The organism is Ralstonia sp. RL (assembly GCF_001683835.1).
Classification (GTDB): Bacteria; Pseudomonadota; Gammaproteobacteria; order Burkholderiales; family Burkholderiaceae; genus Ralstonia; species Ralstonia mannitolilytica.
The window spans coordinates 21125-47828 of record NZ_LWRX01000250.1; the positions used below are offsets into that span (position 1 = coordinate 21125).

Sequence of the window (26704 nt, forward strand, 5' to 3'; positions counted from 1 at the left end):
GCGGCCGGTCACCGTCTTCGCTCTCTCGCCTGCCGCATGCGCACCATCACGTCCTGGGACATCTTCTGCCGCGTCGTCGACAACTACGGCGACATCGGCGTGTGCTGGCGCCTGGCCCGCCAGCTCGCGCAGGAGCACGGTCACACGGTCCGCCTGTGGGTCGATGATCTGCGCGCGTTCGAAAAACTCTGCCCTGCAGTGGACGTCAAGGCCGAGGCGCAGCGCGTCTCGGGGGTCGACATTCGCCATTGGGGCGACGATGCACAGGTTGCCGCACTCCTTGCCGCCGATGCACACCCTGCGCCGCATGACGTGGTGGTCGAAGCCTTCGCCTGCGCGGCGCCGGAACCCATGCTCGGGCACATGGCGGAGTTGGCCGCGCGCGGTGCTGCGCCGGTGTGGATCAACCTCGAATACCTCAGCGCGGAACAGTGGGTGTCCGAGTACCACGCGATGCAGTCGCCACATCCGCGCCTGCCGCTGGTCAAGCATTTCTTCTTTCCTGGCTTTGCGCCGAACACCGGCGGCGTGCTGCGCGAATCGCACCTCGGCGCCCAGCGCGCAGCTTTCGACGCCAGCCCGGCGGCCCACCACGCGTTATGGCATCGACTCGGGGTGGATGACCTGACGCGCGAACAGCCCGATGCGCTGCGCGTCAGCCTGTTCGCGTACTCCAATGCGGCGCTGCCGGCGCTGGTCGCCCAGTGGGAGGCATCGCCCCAGCCGGTGATCTGCCTGGTGCCCGAGGGCCTCGCCGCAACGCAGATCGCCGACCTGCTGGGCGGTACCGCGGCCAGGACCGGGGCGCGGTGGACGCGCGGCAACCTGACTGTCGCCGTCGTGCCGTTCGTTGCGCAGGAGCACTACGATCCGCTCCTGTGGGCGTGCGACATCAACTTTGTCCGCGGCGAAGATTCGTTCGTGCGCGCCCAATGGGCGCTGAAGCCGTTCGTGTGGCACATCTACCCGCAAACCGATGGCGTCCACCTGGCCAAGCTGGACGCCTTTCTGACCCGCTACACGCCGGCCCTGTCCGAGCCCGACGCGGCAACGCTGACGGCTTTCTGGCACGCCTGGAACGGCACGCCGGCCCGGCTCGACTGGAGCGGCCTGGCAGCCGCGGCCCCGCGCCTGCGCGCACGGGCCGCCACGTGGGAGCGGTCTCTCGCGCAACTTGGCGATCTCGCCGCGAATTTGGTGGCTTTCTGCGAAAAACAGGTAAAATAGCGGGCTGTTCACCATGCGGCCCCGGCTCTGACCTGGTTCGCGCGACCTGAGGGACTCGCGCGGTTGCATCGTTGCTTGGCGCGCATCGACCCCTCTTACTTTTCAGGAAGATTTAGAAATGGCCTTGAAGATCGCGCAAGAACTCCGCGCAGGCAACGTGTTCATGATCGGCAACGACGCCATGGTCGTGCTCAAGACCGAGTACAGCCGTTCGGGCCGTTCGGGCGCCGTGATCAAGATGAAGTACAAGAACCTGCTGACGGGTGCAGGCAGCGAATCGGTATTCAACGCTGACGACAAGTTCGAGCAGGTCATCCTCGACAAGAAGGAAGCCGAGTACTCGTACTTCGACGGCACGCGGTATGTCTTCATGAACATGAGTACCGGCGAGCAGTACGAAGTCGACGCCGAGAACATGGGCAACGCACTGAACTACCTGCAAGACGGCATGCAGGTGGAAGTGACGCTGTACAACGACAGCCCCATCTCGGTCGAACTGCCGACCACGGTTGTCCGCGAAATCGTCTACACCGAGCCGGCCGTGAAGGGTGACACCTCGTCGGGCAAGGTGCTGAAGGCCGCACAGATCAACGACAACAAGGATTTCGTGATCCAGGTGCCGCTGTTCTGCAACACGGGCGACAAGATCGAAATCGACACGCGTACCGACGAGTACCGCAGCCGCGCCAAGTAAGACGGCGCCGCAGCGACAAAAAAGGCAGCTTCGCGCTGCCTTTTTTGTTGCCGCCGGTTTGGCGTGGCGTCATGCAATGAGCCTGGCCTCGCGTAGCGTACGCAGCGCCTGCCGGTAGGCGGATTGCTGCTGCAGCTTCGCCCAGTCCTTGGCCGCCTTGCCACCAAACAACCGCCGCACGCGGCGCTGTGAAGTCTTGTCCATCTTCACGTCGAGCTCATTCAGCAGCCGATCGGCCTTGTCAGGTGCGTTGCAGATCAGCACCATGTCGCAGCCGGCGGTAAGCGCCGCGCGCGCACCGTCCACCACCGAGCCTGCGACGCTTGCGCCTTCCATGCTGAGGTCGTCGCTGAAGATCACGCCGTCGAAGTTGAAATGCGTGCGCAGCATGTCCTGCAGCCAGAAGCGCGAGAAGCCCGCCGGGTTCGGGTCCACCGCCGAGTAGATCACGTGCGCTGGCATCACCGATTGCAGACCGATGCCCATCCAGCCGTAGGGCTGGGCGTCATCCGCGAGGATCGCCTCGAGCGGGCGCTCGTCCACCGGCACGGCAATGTGCGAATCGGCCTGGACAAAGCCATGACCGGGGAAATGCTTGCCGCAGTTCGACATGCCCGCCAGTCGGAGGCCCAGCGTCAGATGATTGGCCAGCATCGTCACCACGCGCGGGTCACGGTGGAAGGCGCGGTCGCCAATCACGCTGCTGTTGCCATAGTCGAGATCCAGCACGGGCGTGAAGCTGAGGTCGATATCGCAGGCGCGCAGTTCGGCGGCGAGCACGTAGCCGCAGGCCGTGGCGGCGCGCGTGGCGGACAGCACGTCGGCATCCCACAATCGCCCGAGCGCGCCCATGGCCGGGAGGTGCGTGAAGCCGTCGGTCTTGGCACGCTGCACGCGGCCACCTTCGTGGTCGATGCAGATGAGCACGTCGTCACGTACCGCGCGGATCGCTCGCGTGAGCGCCGTCAACTGGGCGCGCGATTCAAAGTTGCGCGCGAACAGGATCACGCCGCCCGTCAGCGGGTGAGCGACGCGGCGGACGTCGTCCGGGCCCAGTTCAAGACCGGCGACATCCAGGACGATCGGGCCGGGGCGCTTCTGCTTGTTGGTTTGAGTCATGCGGTGGGTTTCGTTTGCAACTCGGCGACGGCAAAGGCGACTGCGTAGTCGCGCTCGTCCGTCACGCTGATCTGGATATGGAGGCCGTGCTGCGCGATCCAGTCGGCCAGTTCGCCGCTGTAGCGCACCACCGGCTGGCCGGAGGGCAAGTTGAGCGTCTGCACCGCGCGCCATGTCATCGGCCAGCGCATGCCAAGGCCAATGGCCTTGGACACGGCTTCCTTGGCAGCAAAGCGCGTGGCCAGAAACGCGAGGCCCCGGCGCTCAGAGCGTGCCTTGCGGGCGTGATAGACGCGCAGCTCATCGGGGCCGAGCACCTTTTCGGCAAAGCGGCCGTTGGTCCGCTGCATCACGCCTTCCACGCGCTCGATCTGGATGATGTCGGTGCCGATGCCGTAGATGGCACCGGATACCGAAGCCGCGGCCGGCGCGTTCATACCGGCACGCCTGGATGTGCCGCCGCGGGCGTCGTCGACGACAGCCGCGCCGCAACCATGATCGCCTTCATCTCGCGCACGGCGTTCTGCCAGCCGGCAAATACGGCATGCGCGACGACGGCGTGGCCGATGTTCAGTTCATGGATACCGGCAATGGCCGCGATCGGCTGCACGTTCGTGTAGTGCAGGCCGTGCCCGGCATTGACTCGGACGCCCCACCGAATGCCCTCTTCCACGGCCGTTTCGATGCGCACGAGCTCTGCCTTCACCTCGGCGGGATCTGTGGCTTCGGCGTAGCGGCCGGTGTGCAGTTCGATGACGGGCGCGCCGGCGGCGGCAGCGGCTTCGATCTGCTCCGCATCCGGATCGATGAACAGCGATACGCGGATGCCGGCGTCTGCCAGCTGCTTGCACGCCGCCTGAACCTTGGCAAAGCCGCCCACCACATCGAGACCGCCTTCAGTGGTGACTTCCTGGCGACGTTCCGGCACGAGACAGACATCTTGCGGACCGATGTCGCAGGCGATATCGAGCATCTCCTGCGTGACCGCGCACTCCAGATTCATGCGCGTGCGCAGTTGCGGGCGCAGTGCGCGGACGTCGGCGTCCTTGATGTGGCGACGGTCTTCCCGCAAATGCAGCGTGATGAGGTCGGCGCCGGCCTCTTCGGCAAGCAGCGCCGCGGCGATCGGGTCCGGGTAAGTGGTGCCGCGCGCGTTGCGCAGCGTGGCGACGTGGTCGATGTTGATGCCCAGGTCGATGACCCCCGGCGAGGCATGAAAGATCATAGTTTCTGCAAGTCGATCAGGATCTGGCGCGTCGAAAGCGGCGTGCCCTGCAAATGATAATGCAGCAGGAATCGCATCAGGCTGCGGCTCTGCTGGGCGGTCGTGGGGCGCGAGGCGTAATCGTCGCGTTCCATGTCGATCAGCGTCTGGCCGCGCAGCACGGGCCACGACGACGGATCACTCGGCAGCGCGCGCCGGATGCCACGCTCGGGGTGATAGACGTATTCGCCATCGGCCTGCACCGGTTCTCCGTCGATGCAACGGTCGAGCCGGGCGGCAAAGCCGGTCTCGCGCAACAGCACGCGCTCGAATGCACGCAGCGTAAAGGCGGCCGGCTCGCCATGGGCGAGCTTGTTGAGCGTTTCAACGTAATGCGCGAACAACACAGGGTGCCCGTCTTCGCGCGCCACGAACTTGACGAGCAATTCGTTCAGGTAGAAGCCCGAGAGCAGCCCCTCTCCGCCCAGCGGCACCATGCCGCCAACCCACTCGGCGCGCGTGAGCGTGCGTACCTCGCCGCGGCCGCTCCATGACAGCGACAGGGGCTGAAACGTCTGCAGCACTGCACGCAGCGCAGAATGCGGCCGCTTCGCGCCCTTCGCAACGAGCGCCATCCGTCCGTAGTCGGGCGTGAAGACGTCGATGATCAGGCTGGTTTCACGATACGGATAGCTGTGCAGCACGAACGCCGGCTGCGCCGCCACGCGGGTCTCCGAGCGCCCGGCGGGAAAGCTCTTGCGCGGCGCGGCGCCGGCAATGCCCTCCTCGGCGAGCCATTCCGCGGCTTCATCCGGAATCGGATCGGATCGTCCCGCCATCGACTGTGTGTGGAAAACGGCTGAGGGCTCGCGCCGTTACTCGTAGCCGTAGGCGCGCAGGCCGGCCTCGTTGTCCGCCCAACCGCTCTTGACCTTGATCCAGACCTCCAGATACACCTTGCCGTCGAACAGCTTTTCCATGTCCATGCGGGCTTCGGTGGAGATCTGCTTGAGCTTGGCGCCCTTGGCGCCGATGATCATCGCCTTGTGCGCATCGCGGTCGACCAGGATGGTGACGAACACGCGCCGCAGGCGGCCTTCGGTCTCGAACTTGTCGACGACGACGGTACTGGAATACGGCAGCTCGTCGCCGGTCCAGCGGAAGACTTTTTCGCGGACGATCTCCGCGGCGAGGAAGCGCTCGCTACGGTCGGTAAGCGCTTCGGGGTCGTACATCGGCTCGCCTTCGGGCAGATAGGGCCGCACGATGCCGAGCAGGCGCAGGATGTCGTCGCGGTTCTTGGCCGACATCGGCACGATTTCCTGGAACGGAAACACCTGCGACATCTCCTGCAGAAATACGGCGACCATCTCCGCACGCGTGTAGGCATCGAGCCGGTCGACCTTGTTGACGATGAGGATGACAGGCGTCTCGCGAGGCAGCAGCGAGAGCACTTTCTCATCGTCCGGGCCATAGCGGCCGGCCTCGACCACGAACAACACCGCATCCACCGACGTAAGCGTGGACGTGACCGCCCGGTTCAGCGAACGGTTCAGCGCGGTGGCATGGCGCGTCTGGAAGCCCGGCGTATCGACGAAGACGAACTGGGCGTCATCCGTCGTCTGAATGCCCGTGATGCGGTGGCGGGTGGTCTGCGCCTTGCGCGATGTGATGCTGACTTTCTGGCCCACGAGGGCGTTCATCAGCGTGGATTTGCCGACGTTCGGCCGCCCAACGATGGCGACCATGCCGCAGCGGAACCCCTCCGGCACGCCAGACTCTGGGTGCGGAGGCTGCAATGGGGTGTCGCTCATTTACCTGATTATTCCTTCAACCTGAGAGACAACTGCGGATCGGGCGGCGTGGCCTGCTTGCGCGTCTTGCCGGTGCGCTCGGCGCGGCTGCGCTTGAGGAGCTGCGGCACGAGGCGATGCGCTTCTTCCAGGGCCAGCTTGGCCGCCGATTGTTCGGCCGCGCGGCGCGATGCCCCGCTGCCGGAGACGCGAATCTCCAGCTTCGGGATCGTGCACTCGACTTCGAATTGCTGATTATGCGCCGCGCCGTGGGTGGCGACCACCGCGTAAAGCGGAAGCGCAATCTTGTGGCCTTGCAGATACTCCTGCAGCAGCGTTTTGGCGTCCTTGCCCAGTGTGCGCGGATCGACCTGCTCCAGGATGGGGATGTACAGCTTGCGGATCAGCGTACGGGCGGCATCAAAGCCGCCGTCCAGGAAGACCGCTCCAAAGATGGCTTCCAGCGCGTCGGCAAGAATCGAAGGCCGGCGGAAACCGCCGCTTTTCAGCTCGCCCTCGCCCAGCCGCAATGCGTCCGGCAGCTGCAGCATCTGCGCGATCTCGTACAACGCCTGCTGCTTGACCAGGTTGGCCCGCACGCGCGAAAGATCGCCTTCATCCAACTTGCCAAACATGCCGTAGAGCATGTCGGCAACGGCGCAATTCAGGATCGAATCGCCAAGAAATTCCAGGCGCTCGTTGTGCATCGCGCTGTGGCTGCGATGCGTGAGCGCCTGCTGCAGCAACTCCGGTTTGCTGAAGCGGTAGCCAAGGCGTTGCTGCAATGCATCCAGACTCATGTCAACGCTGGGTCCCCGAATAGGTGATCACCAGACCGATGGGGCCGTACAGCGGCACCTCGCGCTTGTACGAGAAGCGCACCGCCTGGATCGACCCACCGCCGTCCAGCACTTCCAGATCGTCGCCCTTGATCGAGGTGATGTCGTCAATGGCGGCCTGCTTGTCGAACGCTGCCACGATGTCTTCACGCGTGGCAGCACGCTCGCGCGCCTGCTTTACGGCACGGGTGATCGCCTGGTATTCCATCAGGCTCGGAATAGACCGAACCGCCGGTAACACGAACGTGATCAGCACGATGATGCCGATCAGGATGCCAAACATGGTAATCCCGCGCGACTGGCGTTTCAGACCGGCCTGACGATTCCGCATTGCATGTCCCCCGTTGTGCAATTGCTGCGTGCTGGAATAAGCGGCGAAAAAATCACTTATCTGGATCAATGAAAGCTGCCGATCCGCTTGAGATCGCCCAGATTCATCCAGATGAAAAACGCCTTCCCGACGATGTTCTTATCCGGCACGAACCCCCAGTAACGGGAGTCCGCGCTATTGTCGCGATTATCGCCCATCATGAAATAGTGACCTGCAGGTACCTTGCAGGTGAAGCCGGCCTGATTGTAAGTGCAGTTTTCGCGGAACGGAAAATCGTCCGGGCCGGACACGTAGGCCGGGCGATCGGCATCGTTCAGGATGTTGTGGGTGACGTCGCCGAGCGTCTCCTGATACTGCTTCGAGTACGTCAGTCTTTCACCGTCGAGGTAGTCAGGCTGCGCGGCATAGGTGGCAGGCTGGCCGTTCACCGTCAGGCGCTTGTTGCTGTACGTCACGACATCACCCGGCACCCCGATCACGCGCTTGATGTAGTCCATCGATTCATCTTTCGGATAGCGGAAGACCATTACGTCGCCGCGCTGCGGCTGGTTCAGCTCCACGATCTTCTTGTTCATGATGGGCAGGCGGATCCCGTACGTGTACTTGTTGACGAGGATGAAGTCGCCGATCTGCAGCGTGGGGATCATCGAGCCCGACGGAATCTTGAACGGCTCGATCACGAACGAGCGCAGCAGAAACACCGCGGCGATCACCGGGAAGAAGCTCGCGGTGTACTCCAACCACCAGGGCTGGCGCAGCTTCTCTTCAGCCAACTGCAGGCGTGCCGTGCCGATATCGCCGGCGCCCCCATACTGCATCTGCGCCTGCGCGCGCGCATCGAATTCGGCCAGCGCGGCGGCGGCCGCTGCCTGCCGCTGGCGCTGGAACACAAGCTTGTCGGCCACCCACGCAATGCCGGTGATGATGACAAGAACAAACAGGATCAGAGCGAAGTTCATGGATGAGAGAGGCGCAGGAAGCGCTGCTTGTCTGAACGGTCCGAGCGGTGTCCGGGTTATTTTTCTTCGACCCGCAGGATGGCGAGAAACGCCTCCTGCGGAATCTCAACAGTACCGACCTGCTTCATGCGCTTCTTGCCCTCTTTCTGCTTCTCGAGGAGCTTCTTCTTGCGGGAAATATCGCCGCCATAGCACTTGGCCAGCACGTTCTTGCGCAACGCCTTGACGTTCTCGCGCGCAATCACGTTACTGCCGATGGCGGCCTGGATGGCGACGTCGTACATCTGGCGCGGGATGATCTCGCGCATCTTGGCGGCGACTTCGCGGCCACGGTAGGCGCTGTTGGAGCGGTGCACGATGATGGAAAGCGCATCGACCTTGTCGCCGTTGATGAGCATGTCGACTTTTACCACGTCGGACGGGCGGTATTCCTTGAACTCGTAGTCCATCGAGGCATACCCGCGCGATACCGACTTCAGCCGGTCGAAGAAATCGAGCACGATTTCCCCCATCGGAATCTCGTACGTGAGCTGCACCTGGCGACCGTGGTAGCTCATGTTGATCTGCGTGCCGCGCTTCTGCTCGCACAGCGTGATCACCGCGCCCACGTACTCCTGCGGCATGTACAGGTTCACCGTGACGATCGGCTCGAGAATCGCCTCGATCTTGCTCGGGTCGGGCATCTTCGCCGGGTTTTCGACCTGCACTGTGGTACCGTCGCGCTGCACGACCTGGTAGACCACCGTTGGCGCGGTGGTGATCAGGTCCATGTCGAATTCGCGCTCCAGGCGCTCCTGCACGATCTCCATGTGCAGCAGGCCGAGGAAGCCGCAACGGAAGCCAAAGCCCAGCGCCTGCGACACTTCCGGCTCGAACTGCAGCGAGGCATCGTTCAGCTGCAGCTTCTCCAGCGATTCGCGCAGCGCTTCGTACTGGTTGGCCTCCACCGGATACAGGCCGGCAAACACCTGCGGCTTGACTTCCTTGAAGCCGGGCAGCGGCGCCTCGGCCTTGCGCGGCGCGACGTGGGTGATCGTGTCACCCACCTTGGCCGCCTTCAGTTCCTTGATGCCGGCGATGACGAAGCCCACCTGCCCCGCGGACAGCGACTCCCGCGTAACCGACTTCGGTGAGAACACACCCACCTGCTCCACGAGGTGTTGCGCGCCCGTCGCCATCAGCAGCACCTTGTCCTTGGCGCGCAGCGTGCCGTTGACCACACGCACCAGCATCACAACGCCAACGTAATTGTCGAACCACGAATCGATGATGAGCGCCTGCAGCGGTGCGTCGGGATCGCCCTTGGGCGCGGGCACCTTGGCGATCAGCGCTTCAAGCACGTCGGCCACGCCCACACCGGTCTTGGCGGAGCAGCGCGTCGCGTCCTGCGCGTCAATGCCGATCACATCTTCGATTTCCTGGATGGCGTTGTCCGGATCGGCCGCAGGCAGATCGATCTTGTTCAGCACCGGCACCACTTCCACGCCCAGCTCGATGGCGGTGTAGCAGTTGGCAACCGTCTGCGCCTCCACACCTTGCGACGCGTCCACGACGAGCAGCGCGCCTTCACAGGCGGACAGCGAGCGGCTGACTTCATAGCTGAAGTCGACGTGCCCGGGGGTATCGATCAGATTGAGGTTGTAGACCTTGCCGTCCTGCGCCTTGTAGGACAGCGCGGCGGTCTGCGCCTTGATGGTGATGCCGCGTTCTTTCTCGATGTCCATCGAGTCCAGCACCTGGGCTTCCATCTCGCGGTCGGAAAGCCCGCCACACAACTGGATGATGCGATCGGCCAGCGTCGATTTGCCGTGGTCGATGTGGGCGATGATCGAAAAATTGCGGATATTGTCCATCGAATGCGTCGAAAAGCGCCCATCCCGGGCGCGTGTACCGGGGCGCGAAGCGGTTCCGGCACGGCCTGCGCAAATTGACAGCGCGGGCGGAGGTATTGAGTTCCAAGCCGAGTTTGCTGCACGAACCATCGTGCACTGCAAAAATCGGCGCTAACCGGCGATTTTACCGGATTTCAGGGGGTTTCCCGCGGCTCTTTTTGCGGCGCGGCTGGGGCGGTCTGCGCGGCCAGCCACGCCTGCACGACCGGCGCGTCGAGGAAGTAATGGCAGAGTTCGTGCGCGTCGTCCGGCCGCGCGTTTGGGCCGCCAGTCATCAGCACGGGCACCCACTCGCCAAACCGGTCTTCGAGTGCGGGGTCGCTGTCCACATCCACTTCGTGCAGCACAAATGAAAAACGGCGCTGGAGCGGCTCCAGCGCGTTCTTCATGTCGTCGCACAAATGGCAATACGTGCGGCCATAGAGCGTGAGCTCAATCACTGGCCGCTACCCGAACGGGCCGTGCTGGGGCGCATCGTCACCACCTGGGTGGCGTCCCCGCGGCGGACGAACACGGCCACCATGCGGTTCTTGTCGAGCTTGGCCACCACTTCGTTGAATTGCTTCGCGCTCGTGATATCGGTGTCGCCCACACGCAGGATCAGATCGCCTGGGCGGATGCCCACCCGTGCAGCCGGGCCCTCGGCGACCTGCACCTCGACACCGGCCTTCGTCTTGAACTCGCGATGAGCGCCTTCCGACAGATCGGAGACGACCAGCCCCAGTGCGTTCGGTTTGCCCGGGCCCTGCTGGCTGTTGTCGGGTTGCGCGCCCTTATTGCGCTGGGCTACCTTGGTATCGGAGGGCAGCTCCGCCACGGTGACGGTCAGATCGCGCGTCGCGCCCTTGCGCCAGACCTGCACGGTGGCGCGGGTGCCGGGCTTCGTTTCGCCGACCTGGCGTTGCAGGTCGCCCGCCTTCTCGATGTCGCGGCCGTTGAACTTCAGGACGATGTCGCCCGCCTCGATGCCGGCCTTGTCGGCCGGACCACCTGATTCGACGTTGCCCACGTAGGCGCCGCGAGCGCGGCCGAGGCCCAGCGATTCCGCCGCGTCCTTCGGCACATTGTCGATGGCCACGCCGATGCGTCCGCGCGTCACGCGGCCCTGGGCCTTCAGCTGCTCAGCGACACGCATCGCTTCGTCGATCGGGATCGAGAACGAAATGCCCATGTAGCCGCCGCTCTGGCTGTAGATCTGGTTGTTGATACCGATGACCTCGCCACGCAGGTTGATCAGCGGCCCGCCGGAGTTGCCGGGGTTGACAGCCACATCAGACTGGATGAAGGGCAGGTAATCGCCCGTATCGCGCCCCTTGGCCGACACGATACCGGCCGTGACGGTGTTATCCAGGCCGAACGGCGAGCCAATGGCCAGCACCCACTCGCCCACGCGCACCTTGTCGGAGTCGCCCAGTTTCAGGCTGGGCAGGCCGGCCGCGTCCACCTTGACGAGCGCCACGTCGGTCCGCTTGTCCAGGCCGATGAGCCTGGCCTTGAACTCGCGTTTGTCGATCAGCGTGACATAGATCGTCTCGGCGCCCTCGACAACGTGCGCGTTGGTCAGGATGTAGCCATCGCCGGAAATGATGAAGCCGGAGCCGACGCCCCGACTCTGCTCCTCTTCTTGCTGGGGCGGTGCGTTGCGGCGCTTCTGGCCTTGCCCAGGCATTCCGGGCATCGGTACGCCAAAGAAGCGGCGGAAGAACTCCGCCATGTCGTCATCGCTCGGACCGCCTTGCATCCGCACTTTTTCGGTCGTGCGGATGTTGACCACGGCGGGGCTGACCTTCTCGACCAGATCGGCAAAGTCGGGCAAGCCATAGGTGCCGGTCGCCACGCTGCCCGTGGCGTTCTGCGCATAAGCCGGTGTCAGCGCGCTGCCCAGCGCGAGCGCGGCAGCAACGCAAAGCAGACGCAAACGGTGAACGGATCGAGCGGTACGCATGAGAGCTCCCCGAAACAAAGACACGTAGAGAAATGGCGCTGCGGAACCTGCGACGCAGCCAAGATGATGCCAGCGAACGCTATTGCGGCGCGCCGGCCGGCTTACCGGCCGCGCTGGCCGCGTTGGCGGAAACCGGTTTGTATTCCACAGCCGAGCCGAATTGCTTGATGGTAGCAAACGGCACTTCGCCGACTACCGTCAGCCAGAAGTCCCCGATGCGGCGCACCATCACATGGGTCGCACCCTGGGAGATGAAGCCTTCGCGCCGCGCACGTTTTTCAGACACGGGTTCGATGAACAGCGACAACCCGGCCAGCCCGTCGCTGAATACCACCTGCTGCACCTCGAAGCTCGGGCTGTTCTTTCCGGCGGGCGCAATATCGCCGAGCGGGCGACGCACTTCGCGGATCTTCTGGAACCCCTTGACCGGATTGCCGATCGTCCAGCCTTGCTCGGCCAGATTCGTCGGCTGCGTGACCACCTCGTACTGATTCCAGCCGCTCAGGTTCTTGAGCGCGGAGACAATCTTCTGCTTTTCCGACGGCACGCCCAAGGCAATCTGCGAAAAGGCCACCTGCTCAAGAACCTTTCCGTCCTCGCCGATCGTCTGGGCGCGCATCAGCAAACCGCTGTTGCGCTCCGCCCAGATGCGATAGGCATAGCGAAACCCATCCTTGGGATCAAGCTGGAAGACTTCGCAGTCCATGCCCGCCACCCGCTCCGGGGACAGCTGGCGCATGTCGTACTGGTCGAGCACGTCGCCATTGGTAGTGGCCAGAAGCGCAGGGAAGCTGTCCTTGTGCTCCTGCCGCTCTGTGACGACCAGCTTGACGTCATAGATGAGGTTACGAACGACATCGTTCTGCCGCAGCATCTCGCGCTGCTTGCCGTCCAGCGCCTCGATGCGCTCGAACTCGTTATTGAAGAGGTCGGCGTAATGCTGGATGCGCGTGGAATGCATGCCAGTGCCACGTTGATACGTGAGCGTGCCGACATAGTTCTGCTTGAGCGCCGCGCGATGAATCTTGGCCAGCCAGGAAGCGGCCTCCTTGCGCGGCATGGGCTCAAGTTGCTGCTGAGCCGCCGTCGCGAGCGCGGAAACACACAGGAGAAGAAAGACGGACCGACGAACGGCTTGGAGCTTGCGGGCGCCTGCCCCGGCAACGGGGTGCCACACCTTCGACATGGATGCCCGCATTATTCCTGATTGGAGTCCTGGGTGTTTGCCACCCCATTGGCCACTGCGCGCAGATATGGAACCACCATGCCGTTGGTCGCCGACTGACGATGCGCACTCAGATACTCGTCCAGGCGGGCATCGCGAATCATCGGCGTGGCATCGGCAGCAGCCAAGGTCACAGCCGGGGCATCGGCACCTTGCGCGGCCTTGGCCACCAGCGCGGGAGAGCCGTCTGCGCCATCCGCCGGGCCGCGCAACTGCGGCACGACGACCCAGCTAACGGCCGCCACCGCCGCCGCCACAGCAGTCGAGGGCACGATCCGGCGAACCCAGGCAGGGCTGACCAGGAAGCGGTGCCTCTCTTGCGCTTGCGCCCGCTGCGCCACTGCCGGCACCAGCAGATGGGGCTCGGCCTCGAGCTTGGCCGAAAACCGCTTGAGGAAGTCTTCTGAAGAACGGGTGTGGAGCAAGTCCTCCGATCGGAGCACATCGCCGATCAACTGATACTCGCGCCAGTGCACGGCGCCCTCTCCGTCCTTCGCGAGATCCACGGCAGACGACACTTCGTGCGCTGCGATTTCACCGTCCATCAAGGCGGAGATGCGTTGCGCGAACTCCGCTTCTGCCGTCTGCATTTGAGCCTGACCCATTTCCCGACCCCAAAAACTCCAACGTCCAATCAACGATCCGAGAGAAGACTTCCCGAGGTTTCGCCGTTTGCAGCCATTCCGGCCGCCGGCTTTTCATATCGGCTGGCTACCACCGTTTGCCCTCCACCGTTCCAAGCAGAGGACGCAACTTCTCGGCAATCGCCTCGCGCGCCCGGAAGATGCGGGACCGGACGGTGCCGATCGGGCATTCCATCGCCTCGGCGATTTCCTCATAGCTCAGACCCTCGATCTCCCGCAGCGTAATTGCAGTGCGCAATTCCTCGGGCAGCGCTTCCATTGCACGGTTCACCGTTTCGGCGACCTGCTTGGTATGCAGCATGGAGTCCGGCGTATTGATATCCCTTAGTTGTTCACCGTCGGCAAAAGTTTCAGCCTCTTCGGTGTCGATGTCGCTGGACGATTCGGGGCGCCGGCCCTGCGTCGCCAGGTAATTCTTGGCTGTATTGACGGCGATGCGATACAGCCACGTGTAGAACGCGGATTCGCCCCGGAACTGGGGTAGTGCACGGTAGGCCTTGATAAAGGCATCCTGTGCCACATCCTCCACCTCCGCCGGGTCTCGGATCAGGCGTGAAACGAGACGGATGATCTTGCGATGGTACTTGACCACCAGCAGCTCAAACGCCCGCTTGTCGCCTTGCTGGACGCGCTCGACGAGGATCTGGTCGGCTTCGCGCTCGCTCACGGATTCTTCACCTGCAGTGTATCGCCTTGAATTTTTATGACTGGGAAACGTTGTATTTTACCTACGACACACTGCCTGCCCCAGAAGCTGCCGATGGCGGCCCGAGGCGCAACAGACTTCGCGTACGACGTAATTGCCTGGCAGCACACCATGGCGGCGACAGCACCAGGATCTGTGGGCACCACCCACCGTGAGCGACACCCATCACCAGAACGCGCTCGCCAAGCGGCCAACACCATAGCAGAAGCGCATTTCGGAGCGCTTTGCCGGTCTTCAAGCGGACCTGCCACACGGGCGTTCCCGGCTCCCCGCCTTCTTTGAGGCGGGCGCGCCACATCAGTTCCATCTCGAGCGGCGTCCGATTGTCAATCAGCGTGACGCAAGCCGCCACTGCGAGACCACCAATGCAGAGCCATACGGGAAACGGCAGCGCTTCACCCCACGCGCATGCGAGCCACGCCACCACAGACAGGATCGCACTCGCCAGAGCGAATCGGCTCGCCGCAGTCAAGTGCCGATACCGCGCTGAAAAAACGAAATGCTGAACAACCAAGGGCAGATCGCTCCGCGGCAGGCAATCACCCGGTGACCGCGTGCCGAGGCGCCCTAAGGACGCTTGAACACCAGCGTGCCGTTGGTGCCGCCGAAGCCGAAATTGTTCTTCACGGCCACGTCGATCTTCATGTCACGCGCGGTGTTGGCGCAGTAATCGAGATCGCACTCCGGGTCCTGGTTGAAGATGTTGATGGTCGGCGGCGACACCTGGTGGTGAAGCGCCAGCACCGTGAACACCGACTCCAGGCCGCCCGCACCGCCCAGCAAGTGGCCGGTCATGGACTTGGTCGAGTTCACGACGACGTTCTTGGCATGGTCGCCAAAGGCGGCCTTGATGGCGTCGCTTTCGTTCTTGTCACCGAGCGGCGTGGAGGTGCCGTGCGCGTTCAGATACTGCACCTGATCGGCGTTGATGCCGGCATCACGCAGAGCTGCCAACATGCAGCGGCGCGGGCCGTCCATGTTCGGCGCCGTCATGTGGAACGCGTCACCGCTCATGCCGAAGCCCGCGACCTCGGCGTAGATTTTGGCGCCCCGCGCCTTTGCCGCCTCGTACTCTTCGAGCACCATGACGCCAGCGCCCTCGCCCAGGACGAAGCCGTCGCGATCCTTGTCCCAGGGGCGAGATGCCGTCGCAGGATCATCATTGCGGGTAGACAGCGCCCGCGCTGCGGCAAAGCCACCGATACCCAACGGCGACACCGTGGATTCTGCGCCGCCGGCCACCATCACGTCGGCATCGCCGGCCTGGATCAGGCGCGCCGCCAGGCCGATGCTGTGCAGGCCCGTCGTACACGCCGTAACGGCTGCCAGGTTCGGGCCCTTCAGGCCGAACATGATGCTCAGATGGCCCGAGATCATGTTGATGATTGAACCCGGCACGAAGAACGGTGAAATCCGGCGCGGACCACGCTCCATGTATGTGGCATGCGTGTCCTCGATCATGGGCAGACCGCCGATGCCAGACCCAACCAGCACGCCAATGCGCTCGGCATTGGCCTCGTTCACCTCCAGGCCGCTGTCCTTGAGCGCTTGCACGCCGGCAGCAATACCGTAGTGGATGAACGTATCCATCTGGCGGGCGTCCTTGGCCGAGATGTAGTCCTCGACGTTGAAACCCTTCACTTCACCAGCGAAGTGCACGGCCAGGTTGGAATGATCGAATTTGGTGACGGTGGCGATCCCGGACTTGCCGGCGACCAGATTGGCCCACCCCTCGGCGACCGAGTTTCCTACCGGAGAAACCAGCCCCAGGCCGGTTACGACGACGCGACGACGGCTCACTATGCTTTCCTGCAACTCTGTATCAGCGACAAAGGCCACAGAAAGCGCGCCACCCGGTCAAGCCGGACAACCGCCCTTTCTGTGGCCCGCGATGTCAAGAGATCGATTGACGCTTAGGCCTTGACGTGGGCGGTAGCGTAGTCGATGGCTTGCTGCACCGTGGTGATCTTTTCAGCTTCTTCGTCCGGGATTTCCATGCCGAACTCGTCTTCCAGCGCCATCACCAGCTCAACCGTATCGAGCGAATCCGCGCCCAGATCGTTCACGAACGACGATTCATTCTTGATGTCAGCTTCGGCCACGCCGAGTTGTTCCGCGACGATCTTCTTGACGCGTTGTTCGATGTTGTCCATGTAAACCCTCCAGGGAAGTATTCGACAAAAAGTGCGCGCATTCTAGCAGGTTTGCGTGGCGAAAAACCGCGCCGGAAACCATGCAAGAACTGCGCCCAATATGATGCTAAAAGCCTGTTAATTCAGTGATTTTGCACGAACCTGCGCATGCGCAAGGCCCCGCACAACCACCGCCGGGACGGCTTCCTTATCCCATGTACATGCCGCCGTTGACGTGCAGCGTCGAGCCCGTAATGTAGCCCGCCGCCGGCGACGCCAGGAAGGCGACCGCGCTGGCGATGTCCTCGGGCGCACCCAGGCGGCCCAGCGGAATCTGCGCCTTCAGCGCGGTATGTTGCTCCTCCGACAGAACCTTCGTCATGTCGGTATCAATAAAGCCCGGCGCGATGCAGTTCACCGTGATATTGCGGCTGCCGATCTCGCGGGCCAGTGCGCGCGCCATGCCCTCCACACCAGCCTTGGCCGCCGCGTAGTTGGCCTGGCCCGGGTTGCCCGCCGACCCTACCACCGACGTGATGTTGATGATGCGACCGCCGCGCGCCTTCATCATCGGGCGCAGCACGGCGCGCGAGAGGCGGAACACCGCGGAGAGGTTCGTATCGATGACGGAGACCCACTCCTCATCCTTCATGCGCATCGCAAGGTTGTCCTGCGTGATGCCGGCATTGTTGACGAGGATGTTGAGCCCGCCATGCGTCTTGATGGTTTCGTCAATGACGCTTTCACAGCGCGCGGCGTCGTTCACGTTGAGCACCACGCCCGCGCCCTTCAGGCCGGCTTCGGCAAAGTAAGCCGTGATGGCCTGCGCACCGCCCTTCGACGTGGCCGTGCCGACCACCGTCGCACCCTGGCGCGCCAGTTCCAGCGCAATGGCACGGCCAATGCCGCGCGAAGCGCCCGTGACGAGCGCGACCTGGTTGTTCAATGCTTGGGTCATACGGATCCCGTTGATTATTTGAGTTGGCCCAGCACGGCTTCCAGCGAAGCCGGATCGAAGATCGCATCACCGACGATGTCGCCGTCGATACGCTTGGTCAGGCCCGCCAGCACCTTGCCCGGACCGCACTCGACCACGCGGGTGACACCGTCAGCCTTCATCTTCTGCACCGTCTCGACCCAGCGCACCGGCGAAGCGGCCTGGCGCACCAGCGCGTCCTTGATGGCAGCCGGATCATTGACGATGGCGACGTCTACGTTGTTGATGACCGGAATGGCGGGCGCACTGACCGCCACGTTGGCCAGATACTCGCGCAGGCGATCGGATGCCGGCTTGAGCAGCGACGAATGGAACGGCGCCGACACCGGCAGCGGCAGCGCACGCTTGGCACCCTTGGCCTTGGCGATTTCGCAAGCCTTTTCGACGGCGGCCTTGGCACCGGCAATCACGACTTGGGCCGGGGCGTTGAAGTTCACCGCCTCGACCACGCCTGCGGCAGACGCTTCAGCGCAGGCGGCGCGCACATCATCATCCGACAAGCCGAGAATCGCGGCCATGCCGCCCTCGCCCACCGGCACGGCTTCCTGCATCGCCTTCGCGCGAAAGCGCACCAGCGGCACGGCATCCTTGAATGCGATGGCGCCTGCGGCAACCAGTGCTGAATACTCGCCGAGGCTATGGCCGGCCACGACGGTGGGCGCCGGGCCGCCCGCCGCCTGCCACGCACGGTAGACGGCCACTGCGGCCGTCAGCATGACCGGCTGCGTGTTAGTCGTCAGGTTCAATTCTTCAGCCGGACCTTCGGCAATCAGCTTGCCGATGTCTTGGCCCAGCGCGTCCGAGGCTTCAGCCAGCGTTTCCTTGACGGCGGCGTGGTCGGCAAAGGCATTCAGCATGCCGACCGATTGCGAACCCTGGCCGGGAAAGACGAAAGCGAATGTCATGGCTCGTATTGTGTGTTCTGGAAATCGTCGATCGGGAGATCAGAAGCGCAGCAACGCAGCGCCCCACGTAAAGCCGCCGCCCACGCCTTCGAGCATCACGTGATGGCCGCGCTGGATACGGCCGTCGCGCACGGCGACGTCGAGTGCAAGCGGAATCGAAGCGGCTGACGTATTGCCGTGCTCATCCACCGTCACGATGAGGCGCTCGTTCGAAAGACCCAGCTTCTTGGTCGTGCCCTGCATGATGCGGATGTTGGCCTGGTGCGGAATCAGCCAGTCAACCTGCGAAGCGTCCAGTTCAGCCGCTGCCAACGCCTCGCGTGCGACCTTGTCGAGCACGGTCACGGCCAGCTTGAACACGGCCTGGCCGTCCATGTACAGGAAGGCGCTACCCTGAATCGCACCTGCGGCCACGTTGCCCGGCACGCAGAGGATGTTTGCGTGGCTGCCGTCGGCATGCAGGGCGGTCGACAGGATGCCCGGCTCGTCGGACGCTTGCAGTACCACGGCGCCGGCACCATCACCGAACAGCACGCACGTGGTGCGATCGTTGAAATCGATGATGCGCGAGAAGACCTCGGAGCCGATCACCAACACGTTGCGGTACGCGCCCGAGCGGATGAACTTGTCGGCTGTCGACAGCGCGTAGACGAAGCCGGAACAGACCGCCTGCACGTCAAATGCGGCGCAACCGTTGCTGATGCCGAGCTTCTGCTGCACCAGGCAGGCGGTGCTCGGGAAGACGAAATCCGGCGTGGACGTCGCCACCAGGATCAAATCGAGTTCGGCGCGATCGATGCCGGCTGCTTCGATGGCGCGCTCGGCTGCCTTCACGGCCAGATCGCTGCACGCGACATCGGGCTCAGCAAAATGGCGTGCGCGGATGCCGCTGCGCGAGACGATCCATTCATCGCTGGTCTCGATGCCCTTCTCGGCCAGCTGGGCCGCCAGTTCGTCATTGGTGACCCGCTTGGGCGGCAGGTAGCTGCCCGTACCGATGATCCTTGCGAAACGTGTCATGTGCGGTGGGGTGAAATCTGACTCGGAGGCGACGCGTTCAGGCGGCGTCGGCGGCCGGAGTGGACGTAGAGACGAGCGCAGCACCGGCTGCGTCGTGGTGCGATTCGAAAGCCTGCGCAATGCGGGCGATCACGCCGTTGGCCGCGGCGTCGTAAGCCCGCTTGATGGCCCATTCAAACGCGTAGGCATCGGCCGAGCCGTGGCTCTTGATGACCAGACCACGCAAGCCGAGCAGCGCGGCGCCATTGTAGCGCCGATGGTCCACGCGGCGTTTGAAGCGTGACAGCACCGGGAGCGCCACCAGGGCAAGCAGCTTGGTGAACCAGGAGCGGCTGAACTCCTCACGCAGCATCTCGCCGATCATCTTGGCGAGACCTTCGGTGCTCTTGAGCGCGACGTTCCCGACAAAACCGTCGCAGACGACGATGTCGGTCGTGCCCTTGAAGATATCGTTGCCTTCGACGTTGCCGAAGAAGTTCAGATCGGAGGCGCGCAGCAGCTCACCGGCCTGCTTGACCACCTCGTTGCCTTTGATGACCTCTTCGCCGATGTTGAGCAGGCCGACCGTCGGGCGCGGCTTCTGCTCGACCACCGACACCATCGCCGACGCCATCTGCGCAAATTGCAGCAGGTGCGCGGGCTCGCAGTCGGCATTGGCGCCAAGATCGAGCACCGTGGTGCCGGCGCCCTTCTCGTTCGGGATGGCGGTGGCGATGGCCGGGCGATCAATGCCGTCCAGCGTCTTGAGGACGTAACGCGACACGGCCATCAGCGCACCGGTGTTGCCGGCAGAAACACACGCCTGCGCAGCACCGTCCTTGACCTGATTGATGGCCACGCGCATCGACGAATCTTTCTTCTTGCGCAGCGCGATCTCGACGGGGTCATCCATCGACACCACCTCGGAGGCGGCAACGACATGGACGCGCGGGTTCGCGGTGGCGTGTAGGCGCTTGAGCTGCGCCGCAATGGCATCGGGCTGCCCGACGAGCAGCATTTCGACGTCTTCGTGTGCGGCGAGGAATTGGATCGCTGCAGGGATCGTCACGCCAACGCCGTGATCACCACCCATGCAGTCGATGGCAAGCTTGATGGTCATGCGAGTCTGAGTTGCGGTTTCACGTGCGGCTCCGGCCGTTGGCGCGCGTATGGTACACAAACCCGTACGCTCTGCCGGACTCCGTTCAGCAAAAAAGCGGCAAATTCGCTTGCCGCTTTTTTGTTTGCATCATGAATCTTCGCGTTCAGACCAACCGGACACGCTTGCCAGAGGACTGGCAAAACGCATCAGTCGTTCTTGGTCTTCACAACCTTGCGGCCGCGATAGTAGCCGTTCGGGCTCACGTGGTGACGCAGGTGCACTTCGCCGGTGGTCGGCTCGACAGCGATCGGGGCCGTCGTCAGGAAATCGTGCGAACGATGCATGCCGCGCTTGGACGGCGACTTCTTGTTTTGTTGAACAGCCATGACTGACTCCTAAGCAATTTGATCGATTTTATCACATCACACGGAGCCGGAGCGTAGCCATTCCGGTAGGCGTGTGAAACGGACTGCCATCAGCCCGCGCAATTGCGCGCGCCTAATGTTTGGTTTTCAGGTTGGCCAGCACCGCGAACGGCGACGGCTCTTTCTCGGGTTCGACGTCTTCCGGCAGGATTCCTTCCGGACAGACAGCATGACGCGGCGACACCGGCAGCGCCAGCAGCAGTTCGTCTTCGATCTGCGTGATCAGATCGAAGGTGCGCGAACCGACGATGACATCCGCCTCGTCGTCGTCCAACGGAGCCGCATCGGCCTCCGCTTCGGAGCGAACGACTTCCAGACGCGTGCGCATTGGCAACGGCTGCTCATAAGCCTTCAGGCAGCGCTGGCACTGCAGCCAGACCGAGCCATCGACCTCGAGATCGACGAAGAGACGCTGACGGGCCGACTCGCCCGCCGTGGCTTCTTCGCGGATCGCGCCCTGCATCTGCCAACGGAACCGCGTATCGGCGTCAACGGGGGCGTCTGCCGCCTGCTCAGCCAGCAGACGCGGCATTTCAGTCAGATTGACCGTGCCGCTCGCCCGCTCACCACTGCGGATGAACGCGAAAAGATCGAATGCACGAAAATCCACGGATCGAACCTGCCAAACGCGTTGCTGTTGATGCACGGAACCGGATGCGCGCCGCACCTTGCGCCACGGCGCCCGGTTTGCGACACTGCGCGGCCAAACCGCGAAACGCGGGATTATAGCGATCAAAAACCTCTGCCGTCAAAAGGTTTTCGCTCGAAATCCACTGCATCTTCAAGCACTTATGACTTCTGCCTCGCGCCCGCCGCTGATTCTCGCCTCCAGTTCCCCTTACCGGCGGGAGCTGCTGGAACGCCTGCGCCTGCCGTTCGAGATCGTGGTGCCGGACATCGACGAGACGCCCGCGCCAGGCGAATCACCGGATCAGACCGCCCTCCGACTGGCCCGTCAGAAAGCGGAGAAAGTTGCTGCCGTGCATCCCGGCGCGCTGGTGATCGGGTCGGACCAGGTCGCCACGCTGGACGGCAAACAGGTCGGCAAGCCTGGCGATCACATCCGAGCGCTGGCACAACTGCGCTGGATGCGTGGCCGCACCGTCACATTCCATTCCGCGTTGTGCCTGTACGACGGCCGCACCGGCCAGCACCAGAGCGACGATATTCGGACGCTGGCAACGTTCCGTAACCTCTCCGACGAGGAACTCGACGCGTACCTGCACCTGGAGCACCCGTACGACGTAGCCGGTAGCGCGAAATCCGAAGGGCTGGGCATTGCCCTGCTGGAACGCGTGGAATCGTCGGACCCGACCGCCCTCGTCGGCCTGCCGCTGATCGCGCTGACCAGCATGCTGCGCAACGTGCATTACCCGCTCTTCGTATAAGCCATGGCCGGCACGCTGTACCTCATTCCAAACACGCTCGGCCCGCGCGATGCAGCCGACCCGCTGCCCGACGTGATTCCCGCTGGTGTTCAGCAGATCACTGCGCGGCTCGATTATTTTGTTGCCGAACACGCCAAGACGGCGCGCGCGCTGCTCAAGAAACTGAGCGAAACCACGCCGCTGGCGCGACCAATGCAGGACATCACGATCCGTGAACTGAACGTCAAGACGCCTGATTCGGAGCTCGAAGCGCTCCTGGCGCCGGTGATTGCGGGGCAGGATGCAGGGCTCATGTCAGAAGCCGGGGTACCGGCGGTGGCCGATCCGGGCGCGAATCTCGTGCGCCTTGCGCATCGGCACGGCGTCCGCGTCAAACCACTGGTCGGGCCGAGCTCCATCCTGCTCGCGGTGATGGCGTCCGGTCTGAACGGCCAGAGCTTTGCGTTCAACGGCTACCTGCCTGTCGATGCCGGCGAACGCAAGACCCGGCTGCGGGCGCTCGAACAGTTGTCCCGCTCGGTGGGGCAAACCCAGGTGTTCATCGAGACGCCGTACCGCAACGGCGCGCTGCTCGATGCCATCCAGGCGGCCTGCGCGCCCGGTACGCTCTTGTCGATTGCCGTGGACCTGACGCTGCCCAGGGAGCAGGTCGTCACGCTACCCGTGAGCGACTGGCGCACCGACCGCATCGACCTGCACAAGCGGCCGGCGATCTTTTCGCTGCTGGCGCGCTGATTACTCCTTTATCAGCAGCTTGAGCTGACCCGTGTTGGCCAGCGCCTTCACCGCGCCGGCGCCGATCGCGGTGCCGAGCTTGCGCGCCACACGCGAGGCGAAGTTTTCCTTGACGGTGTAATCGACGACATCCGGGGCCTTCAGGACGCTGCGCGCGACAAAATCGGCGCTGCCGATGGCATCGGCGAGCCCCAGGTCGACCGCCTTCGCACCGGTCCAGAACAGGCCGGTGAACAGGGTCGGATCATCCTTCAGGCGGTTGCCGCGCCCCTGCTTGACCACGTCGATGAACTGCTGGTGCACCTGGTCGAGCATCTCCTGGGCGTACTGTTTCTGCTGCGGCTGCACGGGCGAGAACGGATCGAGCATCCCTTTGTTTGAACCGGCAGTGAGCAGACGGCGCTCTACGCCCACCTTGTCCATCAGGCCGGTAAAGCCGAAGCCATCCATCAGTACGCCGATCGAGCCGACGATACTCGCCTTGTCGACATAGATCTTGTCGGCAGCCGCCGCCACGTAGTACCCGCCGGAGGCGCACATCTCTTCCACCACCACATACAGCGGGATGTTCTTGTGCTTCGCGCGCAGGCGGCGGATCTCGTCGTTGATCATGCCGGCCTGCACGGGCGAGCCGCCCGGGGAATTGATCTTCAGGATCACACCGACCGTGTTGCTGTCAGCAAAGGCAGCCTGCAGCGACGCGTTGATGTTTTCTGCGCTCGCGTTCGTATTGGCGGCGATCTCGCCGTCGAGCGTCACCAGCGCCGTATGGCGGCCGGTGCTGACGGTCTCGCCCTCGAAGCTTGCGAAGGCGTAGAAGAGCACCCCGATGATCCCGAGCGTCACGAATCGGAAGAAGATCCGCCAGCGGCGCGCGGCGCGTTGTTCACGGATGGTCGCCATCAGGACCTTTTCCAGCACCTCGCGCTCCCAACCGCCCGCCTGCGACGATGCGGCGCCCGCAGGACCGGCTGCCGGCTTTCCCGCGGCCGGATCGCGTAGCTCGGCTTCCAGCGGGTGATCGGCGTGCTGAGTGATTTCTAGGGCTTCGGGCTTGCCCGCACCGTCATCCGGTGTGCGGTCGGGCCCTTTCGTGGGAATCGGGTCGTTCATAGGCAGCAAGAAAAATTGAGCAAGAGTCGGTCACGGCGTCATGCCTGTGGCAGCGGTGCCGGGGTCGGGGCAGGCGCGCGGAACAATGCACCGGGCTGCCACCAGACCGCGCCATCGCGCTCGGCCACATCGAGCTTGGACAGATGCGCCCCACGGCACGGACCGCCCACGCAGCGGCCCGAGTCCGGTTCGTAGATGGCGCCGTGCGTGGCGCACATCAGATACAGGCCCGAGCTTTCAAAAAACTGACCTTCCTGCCAGTCCATCTCCATCGGCACGTGCGCACATTGGTTCAGATAACCGTGCACCGCGCCGGCGTAGCGGACAACGAAGGCACTCACGAGGCGGCCGCGCACATCCACCTGGAACCGCACACCCCGGCCTCCGTCCTCCAGCGCGCCGCTGTCGCAGATACGAACCGGTTCAGCGATGTCAGGCATGTTGCGAGAGCCATTGGTGGAGGTCGGAGACGGACTTCGCACAGTACAGCGGCGTGAGCGCATGCAGCACGTCCGCCGGGTGTGCGCCATAGGTGACAGCGACCCCGGCAGCACCGGCATTGAGGGCCATCTGCAGGTCGTGCGTGGTATCGCCGATCATCAGCGTGCGTTCGACATCCATGCCGAGATCGCGCGTGAGCTCCAGCAGCATGGCCGGGTGGGGCTTCGAAAACGTCTCATCGGCGCAGCGCGTGTTGTCGAACACGCCGGTGAGGCCGGTGACCTCGAGCGCACGCTGAAGCCCCACGCGCGACTTCCCTGTTGCCACCGCAAGCAAATAGTTGTCCCGGCGCAGTGCATCGAGCATCTCGCGCACGCCCGGAAACAGCACGAGATGGGCGTCACGGCTCAGGTAGTGAAAGCGGTACCGCTCGGCCAGCTTGCCATAGTCGGCCGGATCCAGCGTGGGCACTGCGTATTCGAGGGCATCTCGCAAGCCCAGCCCGATCACGTGGCTCGCGCGCGTATCGTCCGGCACCGGCAGGCCGAGGTCCCGGCACGCAAGCTGGATCGACCGCGTGATGGCTGGCGTCGAGTCCATCAACGTGCCATCCCAGTCGAAGACGATCAGATCAAAGCGCTGCTGCGGCATCGGAATCAGAGTCGGAAGATTGGAAAGCGTTGAGGAAGGCGGCGCACTCGGCTGGCAACGGCGCGCTGAAAGTGACGACTTCCCCGCTTTGCGGATGTGTGAGTTGCAGACGGTGTGCGTGGAGGAACATCCGCGCCAGCCGTGGCGACGCATTGGCGCGGGATAGCGCCTTGTTCAGCGCAAAATCGCCGTACTTGTCGTCGCCCAGGATCGGGAAACCGGCATGCGCCAGATGCACACGAATCTGGTGCGTGCGACCGGTCTTCAGTTCCGCTTCGAGCAACGTGTACGACCCGAACACCCCCACCTTGTTGAAGATCGTGTGCGACGGCTGCCCGTCTGCCTGCACGCGGACGCGCCGTTCGCCCTCAGGCGTCGTGAATTTGTGCAGCGCTGCCTTGATGTGCTGGCGCTTGTGCGGCCACACGCCCTTCACCGCGGCAAAGTAGCGCTTGTCGAGACGCCCTTCCCGGATCTGCTCATGCAGCGCCACCAGCGCCGAGCGCTTCTTGGCCAGCACGAGCACGCCAGAGGTTTCGCGGTCCAGACGATGCACGAGTTCGAGGAACTTCGCTTCCGGCCGGGATTGACGCAGCTGCTCGATCACCCCAAACGCCACGCCCGACCCCCCATGCACGGCGACCCCGGCGGGCTTGTCGATCACGAGCAGATGGGCATCTTCGTGGAGGATCGTGAATTCGGTGGCAGGAATCGCACGCGGCGCTTCGGCCTGCCGGGCCACCCGCAGCGGCGGAATACGGACCAGATCGCCGTGCTTCAAGCGATATTCGGCGTCGATGCGGCCCTTGTTCACCCGCACCTCGCCGGAGCGCAGGATGCGGTAGATATGGCTTTTAGGCACACCCTTGGCCAGGCGCATCAGGAAATTGTCGATGCGTTGCCCTTCGGCGTCGTCTCCGATCTCGACATAGGCGACGGATTTGCCGTCGAGTGCGTCACGTACCGCCTGTTGAATGCGGCCATCAAATGGATGGCGTAACTCATTCATTTTCAATATAATTTTCTCGCTGGACAGTCGTTTAAGCGCCAGCAAGAGCCGGTCGGGACGAAACAACAGGTATTGTACACAGCCACCGTTTCCGTCCGGAATCTGCCGATCCGAGGCCCACTTGTGCTACAAAGCTAGTCACGTGGCCGGCCCGATCGGCACGAAAGCAGCACGCACCGCTGTCCCACCGCGCAAGATGTGAACCAAAGATCACGTCGGCAACGTCGGT

At 63.6% G+C, this 26704-nt stretch carries 30 protein-coding genes; 4 read left to right on the forward strand and 26 right to left on the reverse strand.

The features are described from left to right. The first annotated feature begins 36 nt into the window (after positions 1–36). Together earP and efp are read left to right on the forward strand one after the other, a co-directional pair. Complete coding sequence (earP, locus tag A6M56_RS22945) at positions 37–1227, forward strand: elongation factor P maturation arginine rhamnosyltransferase EarP (protein ID WP_102079556.1); 1191 nt, start codon at positions 37–39, stop codon at positions 1225–1227. A gap of 124 nt (positions 1228–1351) precedes the next feature. Beyond that, entirely contained in the window at positions 1352–1921 is a 570-nt protein-coding gene (efp, locus tag A6M56_RS22950) for an elongation factor P (protein WP_045787830.1), read from the forward strand. 69 nt (positions 1922–1990) lie between these two features. Here efp and nagZ read toward each other — a convergent pair whose 3' ends face one another. The 22 genes from nagZ to A6M56_RS23060 all read right to left on the reverse strand — a co-directional run bounded on the left by nagZ (position 1991) and on the right by A6M56_RS23060 (position 21748). Further along, positions 1991–3040: a beta-N-acetylhexosaminidase gene (gene nagZ / locus A6M56_RS22955; protein ID WP_062739286.1), complete on the reverse strand. Its 1050-nt coding sequence runs from the start codon at positions 3038–3040 to the stop codon at positions 1991–1993. Continuing rightward, entirely contained in the window at positions 3037–3477 is a 441-nt protein-coding gene (gene acpS, locus A6M56_RS22960) for a holo-ACP synthase (RefSeq protein WP_062739288.1), read from the reverse strand. The genes nagZ and acpS overlap by 4 nt, the downstream gene beginning before the upstream one ends. Beyond that, positions 3474–4265, reverse strand: a complete 792-nt coding sequence (pdxJ, locus tag A6M56_RS22965) for a pyridoxine 5'-phosphate synthase (protein WP_062739290.1) — start codon at positions 4263–4265, stop codon at positions 3474–3476. Before pdxJ ends, acpS begins: the two co-directional genes overlap by 4 nt. Beyond that, the gene (gene recO, locus A6M56_RS22970; RefSeq protein ID WP_102079555.1) at positions 4262–5083 is read right to left on the reverse strand and encodes a DNA repair protein RecO; all 822 of its coding nucleotides are present in this window, start codon (positions 5081–5083) and stop codon (positions 4262–4264) included. The genes pdxJ and recO overlap by 4 nt, the downstream gene beginning before the upstream one ends. 36 nt (positions 5084–5119) lie before the next feature. Then, positions 5120–6058, reverse strand: a complete 939-nt coding sequence (era, locus tag A6M56_RS22975; RefSeq protein ID WP_102079554.1) for a GTPase Era — start codon at positions 6056–6058, stop codon at positions 5120–5122. 8 nt (positions 6059–6066) lie between these two features. Continuing rightward, positions 6067–6837: a ribonuclease III gene (gene rnc, locus A6M56_RS22980; RefSeq protein ID WP_045786469.1), complete on the reverse strand. Its 771-nt coding sequence runs from the start codon at positions 6835–6837 to the stop codon at positions 6067–6069. Position 6838: 1 nt separating this feature from the next. After that, entirely contained in the window at positions 6839–7207 is a 369-nt protein-coding gene (locus A6M56_RS22985) for a DUF4845 domain-containing protein (protein ID WP_045786468.1), read from the reverse strand. Between the two features lie 65 nt (positions 7208–7272). After that, entirely contained in the window at positions 7273–8166 is an 894-nt protein-coding gene (gene lepB / locus A6M56_RS22990; RefSeq protein WP_045786467.1) for a signal peptidase I, read from the reverse strand. A 56-nt stretch (positions 8167–8222) separates the two neighbouring features. Further along, positions 8223–10019, reverse strand: a complete 1797-nt coding sequence (gene lepA / locus A6M56_RS22995; RefSeq protein ID WP_045786466.1) for a translation elongation factor 4 — start codon at positions 10017–10019, stop codon at positions 8223–8225. A 173-nt stretch (positions 10020–10192) separates the two neighbouring features. Further along, complete coding sequence (locus A6M56_RS23000; protein ID WP_045786465.1) at positions 10193–10498, reverse strand: glutaredoxin family protein; 306 nt, start codon at positions 10496–10498, stop codon at positions 10193–10195. Beyond that, positions 10495–12003: a DegQ family serine endoprotease gene (locus A6M56_RS23005; RefSeq protein WP_045786464.1), complete on the reverse strand. Its 1509-nt coding sequence runs from the start codon at positions 12001–12003 to the stop codon at positions 10495–10497. The genes A6M56_RS23000 and A6M56_RS23005 overlap by 4 nt, the downstream gene beginning before the upstream one ends. A gap of 79 nt (positions 12004–12082) precedes the next feature. Further along, the gene (locus tag A6M56_RS23010; RefSeq protein WP_045787829.1) at positions 12083–13189 is read right to left on the reverse strand and encodes a MucB/RseB C-terminal domain-containing protein; all 1107 of its coding nucleotides are present in this window, start codon (positions 13187–13189) and stop codon (positions 12083–12085) included. A gap of 11 nt (positions 13190–13200) precedes the next feature. Further along, the gene (locus A6M56_RS23015; RefSeq protein WP_045786463.1) at positions 13201–13833 is read right to left on the reverse strand and encodes a sigma-E factor negative regulatory protein; all 633 of its coding nucleotides are present in this window, start codon (positions 13831–13833) and stop codon (positions 13201–13203) included. 106 nt (positions 13834–13939) lie between these two features. After that, positions 13940–14539 carry an RNA polymerase sigma factor RpoE gene (gene rpoE, locus A6M56_RS23020; RefSeq protein WP_021195369.1) on the reverse strand — a complete coding sequence of 200 codons (600 nt, stop codon included), beginning with the start codon at positions 14537–14539 and terminating at the stop codon, positions 13940–13942. A gap of 606 nt (positions 14540–15145) precedes the next feature. Then, complete coding sequence (gene fabF, locus A6M56_RS23025; protein WP_102079552.1) at positions 15146–16378, reverse strand: beta-ketoacyl-ACP synthase II; 1233 nt, start codon at positions 16376–16378, stop codon at positions 15146–15148. A gap of 113 nt (positions 16379–16491) precedes the next feature. Continuing rightward, positions 16492–16731, reverse strand: coding sequence for an acyl carrier protein (gene acpP, locus A6M56_RS23030; protein WP_008644813.1), 240 nt, complete (start codon positions 16729–16731; stop codon positions 16492–16494). Positions 16732–16918: 187 nt separating this feature from the next. Next, entirely contained in the window at positions 16919–17668 is a 750-nt protein-coding gene (fabG, locus tag A6M56_RS23035; RefSeq protein ID WP_102079551.1) for a 3-oxoacyl-ACP reductase FabG, read from the reverse strand. A gap of 14 nt (positions 17669–17682) precedes the next feature. Continuing rightward, positions 17683–18612 (reverse strand): ACP S-malonyltransferase, encoded by a 930-nt coding sequence (gene fabD, locus A6M56_RS23040; RefSeq protein ID WP_045786460.1) that lies wholly within the window; start codon positions 18610–18612, stop codon positions 17683–17685. A gap of 39 nt (positions 18613–18651) precedes the next feature. Further along, positions 18652–19632 (reverse strand): beta-ketoacyl-ACP synthase III, encoded by a 981-nt coding sequence (locus tag A6M56_RS23045; protein WP_045786459.1) that lies wholly within the window; start codon positions 19630–19632, stop codon positions 18652–18654. 37 nt (positions 19633–19669) lie between these two features. Further along, positions 19670–20731, reverse strand: coding sequence for a phosphate acyltransferase PlsX (plsX, locus tag A6M56_RS23050; protein WP_045786458.1), 1062 nt, complete (start codon positions 20729–20731; stop codon positions 19670–19672). Between the two features lie 188 nt (positions 20732–20919). After that, on the reverse strand, positions 20920–21099 hold the full coding sequence (rpmF, locus tag A6M56_RS23055) for a 50S ribosomal protein L32 (RefSeq protein ID WP_003268823.1): 180 nt from the start codon (positions 21097–21099) through the stop codon (positions 20920–20922). 112 nt (positions 21100–21211) lie between these two features. Next, a complete protein-coding gene (locus A6M56_RS23060) occupies positions 21212–21748 on the reverse strand; it encodes a YceD family protein (protein ID WP_102079550.1) in 537 nt (178 codons plus the stop codon). Positions 21749–21929: 181 nt separating this feature from the next. Between A6M56_RS23060 and A6M56_RS23065 the strand changes: the two genes are divergently transcribed. Further along, positions 21930–22526 carry a Maf-like protein gene (locus tag A6M56_RS23065; protein ID WP_102079549.1) on the forward strand — a complete coding sequence of 199 codons (597 nt, stop codon included), beginning with the start codon at positions 21930–21932 and terminating at the stop codon, positions 22524–22526. Positions 22527–22529: 3 nt separating this feature from the next. Then, positions 22530–23261 (forward strand): SAM-dependent methyltransferase, encoded by a 732-nt coding sequence (locus A6M56_RS23070; protein ID WP_102079548.1) that lies wholly within the window; start codon positions 22530–22532, stop codon positions 23259–23261. Here A6M56_RS23070 and A6M56_RS23075 read toward each other — a convergent pair whose 3' ends face one another. From A6M56_RS23075 to A6M56_RS23090, 4 genes are read right to left on the reverse strand one after another with little or no spacing between them, the layout of a single operon-like run. Next, the gene (locus A6M56_RS23075; RefSeq protein ID WP_102079547.1) at positions 23262–24374 is read right to left on the reverse strand and encodes a S49 family peptidase; all 1113 of its coding nucleotides are present in this window, start codon (positions 24372–24374) and stop codon (positions 23262–23264) included. A 38-nt stretch (positions 24375–24412) separates the two neighbouring features. Continuing rightward, positions 24413–24814 carry a Rieske (2Fe-2S) protein gene (locus A6M56_RS23080; RefSeq protein WP_045786453.1) on the reverse strand — a complete coding sequence of 134 codons (402 nt, stop codon included), beginning with the start codon at positions 24812–24814 and terminating at the stop codon, positions 24413–24415. Then, the gene (locus A6M56_RS23085; protein WP_045786452.1) at positions 24807–25466 is read right to left on the reverse strand and encodes an HAD-IA family hydrolase; all 660 of its coding nucleotides are present in this window, start codon (positions 25464–25466) and stop codon (positions 24807–24809) included. The genes A6M56_RS23080 and A6M56_RS23085 overlap by 8 nt, the downstream gene beginning before the upstream one ends. Then, positions 25447–26475: an RluA family pseudouridine synthase gene (locus A6M56_RS23090; protein ID WP_045786451.1), complete on the reverse strand. Its 1029-nt coding sequence runs from the start codon at positions 26473–26475 to the stop codon at positions 25447–25449. Before A6M56_RS23090 ends, A6M56_RS23085 begins: the two co-directional genes overlap by 20 nt. Positions 26476–26704: the final 229 nt, after the last annotated feature.

Bases quoted from the DNA above. Each gene is read 5' to 3' on its own strand.
- A6M56_RS23090 (WP_045786451.1), bottom strand. From the start codon at position 26,475: ATGAATGAGTTACGCCATCCATTTGATGGCCGCATTCAACAGGCGGTA.
- A6M56_RS22985 (WP_045786468.1), bottom strand. From the start codon at position 7,207: ATGCGGAATCGTCAGGCCGGTCTGAAACGCCAGTCGCGCGGGATTACC.
- A6M56_RS23045 (WP_045786459.1), bottom strand. From the start codon at position 19,632: ATGACACGTTTCGCAAGGATCATCGGTACGGGCAGCTACCTGCCGCCC.
- nagZ (WP_062739286.1), bottom strand. From the start codon at position 3,040: ATGACTCAAACCAACAAGCAGAAGCGCCCCGGCCCGATCGTCCTGGAT.
- A6M56_RS23070 (WP_102079548.1), top strand. From the start codon at position 22,530: ATGGCCGGCACGCTGTACCTCATTCCAAACACGCTCGGCCCGCGCGAT.
- lepB (WP_045786467.1), bottom strand. From the start codon at position 8,166: ATGAACTTCGCTCTGATCCTGTTTGTTCTTGTCATCATCACCGGCATT.
- plsX (WP_045786458.1), bottom strand. From the start codon at position 20,731: ATGACCATCAAGCTTGCCATCGACTGCATGGGTGGTGATCACGGCGTT.
- A6M56_RS23015 (WP_045786463.1), bottom strand. From the start codon at position 13,833: ATGGGTCAGGCTCAAATGCAGACGGCAGAAGCGGAGTTCGCGCAACGC.
- rpmF (WP_003268823.1), bottom strand. From the start codon at position 21,099: ATGGCTGTTCAACAAAACAAGAAGTCGCCGTCCAAGCGCGGCATGCAT.
- A6M56_RS23080 (WP_045786453.1), bottom strand. From the start codon at position 24,814: ATGCCTGACATCGCTGAACCGGTTCGTATCTGCGACAGCGGCGCGCTG.
- A6M56_RS23075 (WP_102079547.1), bottom strand. From the start codon at position 24,374: ATGAACGACCCGATTCCCACGAAAGGGCCCGACCGCACACCGGATGAC.
- A6M56_RS23005 (WP_045786464.1), bottom strand. From the start codon at position 12,003: ATGCGTACCGCTCGATCCGTTCACCGTTTGCGTCTGCTTTGCGTTGCT.
- fabG (WP_102079551.1), bottom strand. From the start codon at position 17,668: ATGACCCAAGCATTGAACAACCAGGTCGCGCTCGTCACGGGCGCTTCG.
- pdxJ (WP_062739290.1), bottom strand. From the start codon at position 4,265: ATGATCTTTCATGCCTCGCCGGGGGTCATCGACCTGGGCATCAACATC.
- rnc (WP_045786469.1), bottom strand. From the start codon at position 6,837: ATGAGTCTGGATGCATTGCAGCAACGCCTTGGCTACCGCTTCAGCAAA.
- A6M56_RS23085 (WP_045786452.1), bottom strand. From the start codon at position 25,466: ATGCCGCAGCAGCGCTTTGATCTGATCGTCTTCGACTGGGATGGCACG.
- recO (WP_102079555.1), bottom strand. From the start codon at position 5,083: ATGGCGGGACGATCCGATCCGATTCCGGATGAAGCCGCGGAATGGCTC.
- A6M56_RS23010 (WP_045787829.1), bottom strand. From the start codon at position 13,189: ATGTCGAAGGTGTGGCACCCCGTTGCCGGGGCAGGCGCCCGCAAGCTC.
- lepA (WP_045786466.1), bottom strand. From the start codon at position 10,019: ATGGACAATATCCGCAATTTTTCGATCATCGCCCACATCGACCACGGC.
- fabD (WP_045786460.1), bottom strand. From the start codon at position 18,612: ATGACATTCGCTTTCGTCTTTCCCGGCCAGGGTTCGCAATCGGTCGGC.
- earP (WP_102079556.1), top strand. From the start codon at position 37: ATGCGCACCATCACGTCCTGGGACATCTTCTGCCGCGTCGTCGACAAC.
- acpP (WP_008644813.1), bottom strand. From the start codon at position 16,731: ATGGACAACATCGAACAACGCGTCAAGAAGATCGTCGCGGAACAACTC.
- A6M56_RS23065 (WP_102079549.1), top strand. From the start codon at position 21,930: ATGACTTCTGCCTCGCGCCCGCCGCTGATTCTCGCCTCCAGTTCCCCT.
- acpS (WP_062739288.1), bottom strand. From the start codon at position 3,477: ATGAACGCGCCGGCCGCGGCTTCGGTATCCGGTGCCATCTACGGCATC.
- era (WP_102079554.1), bottom strand. From the start codon at position 6,058: ATGAGCGACACCCCATTGCAGCCTCCGCACCCAGAGTCTGGCGTGCCG.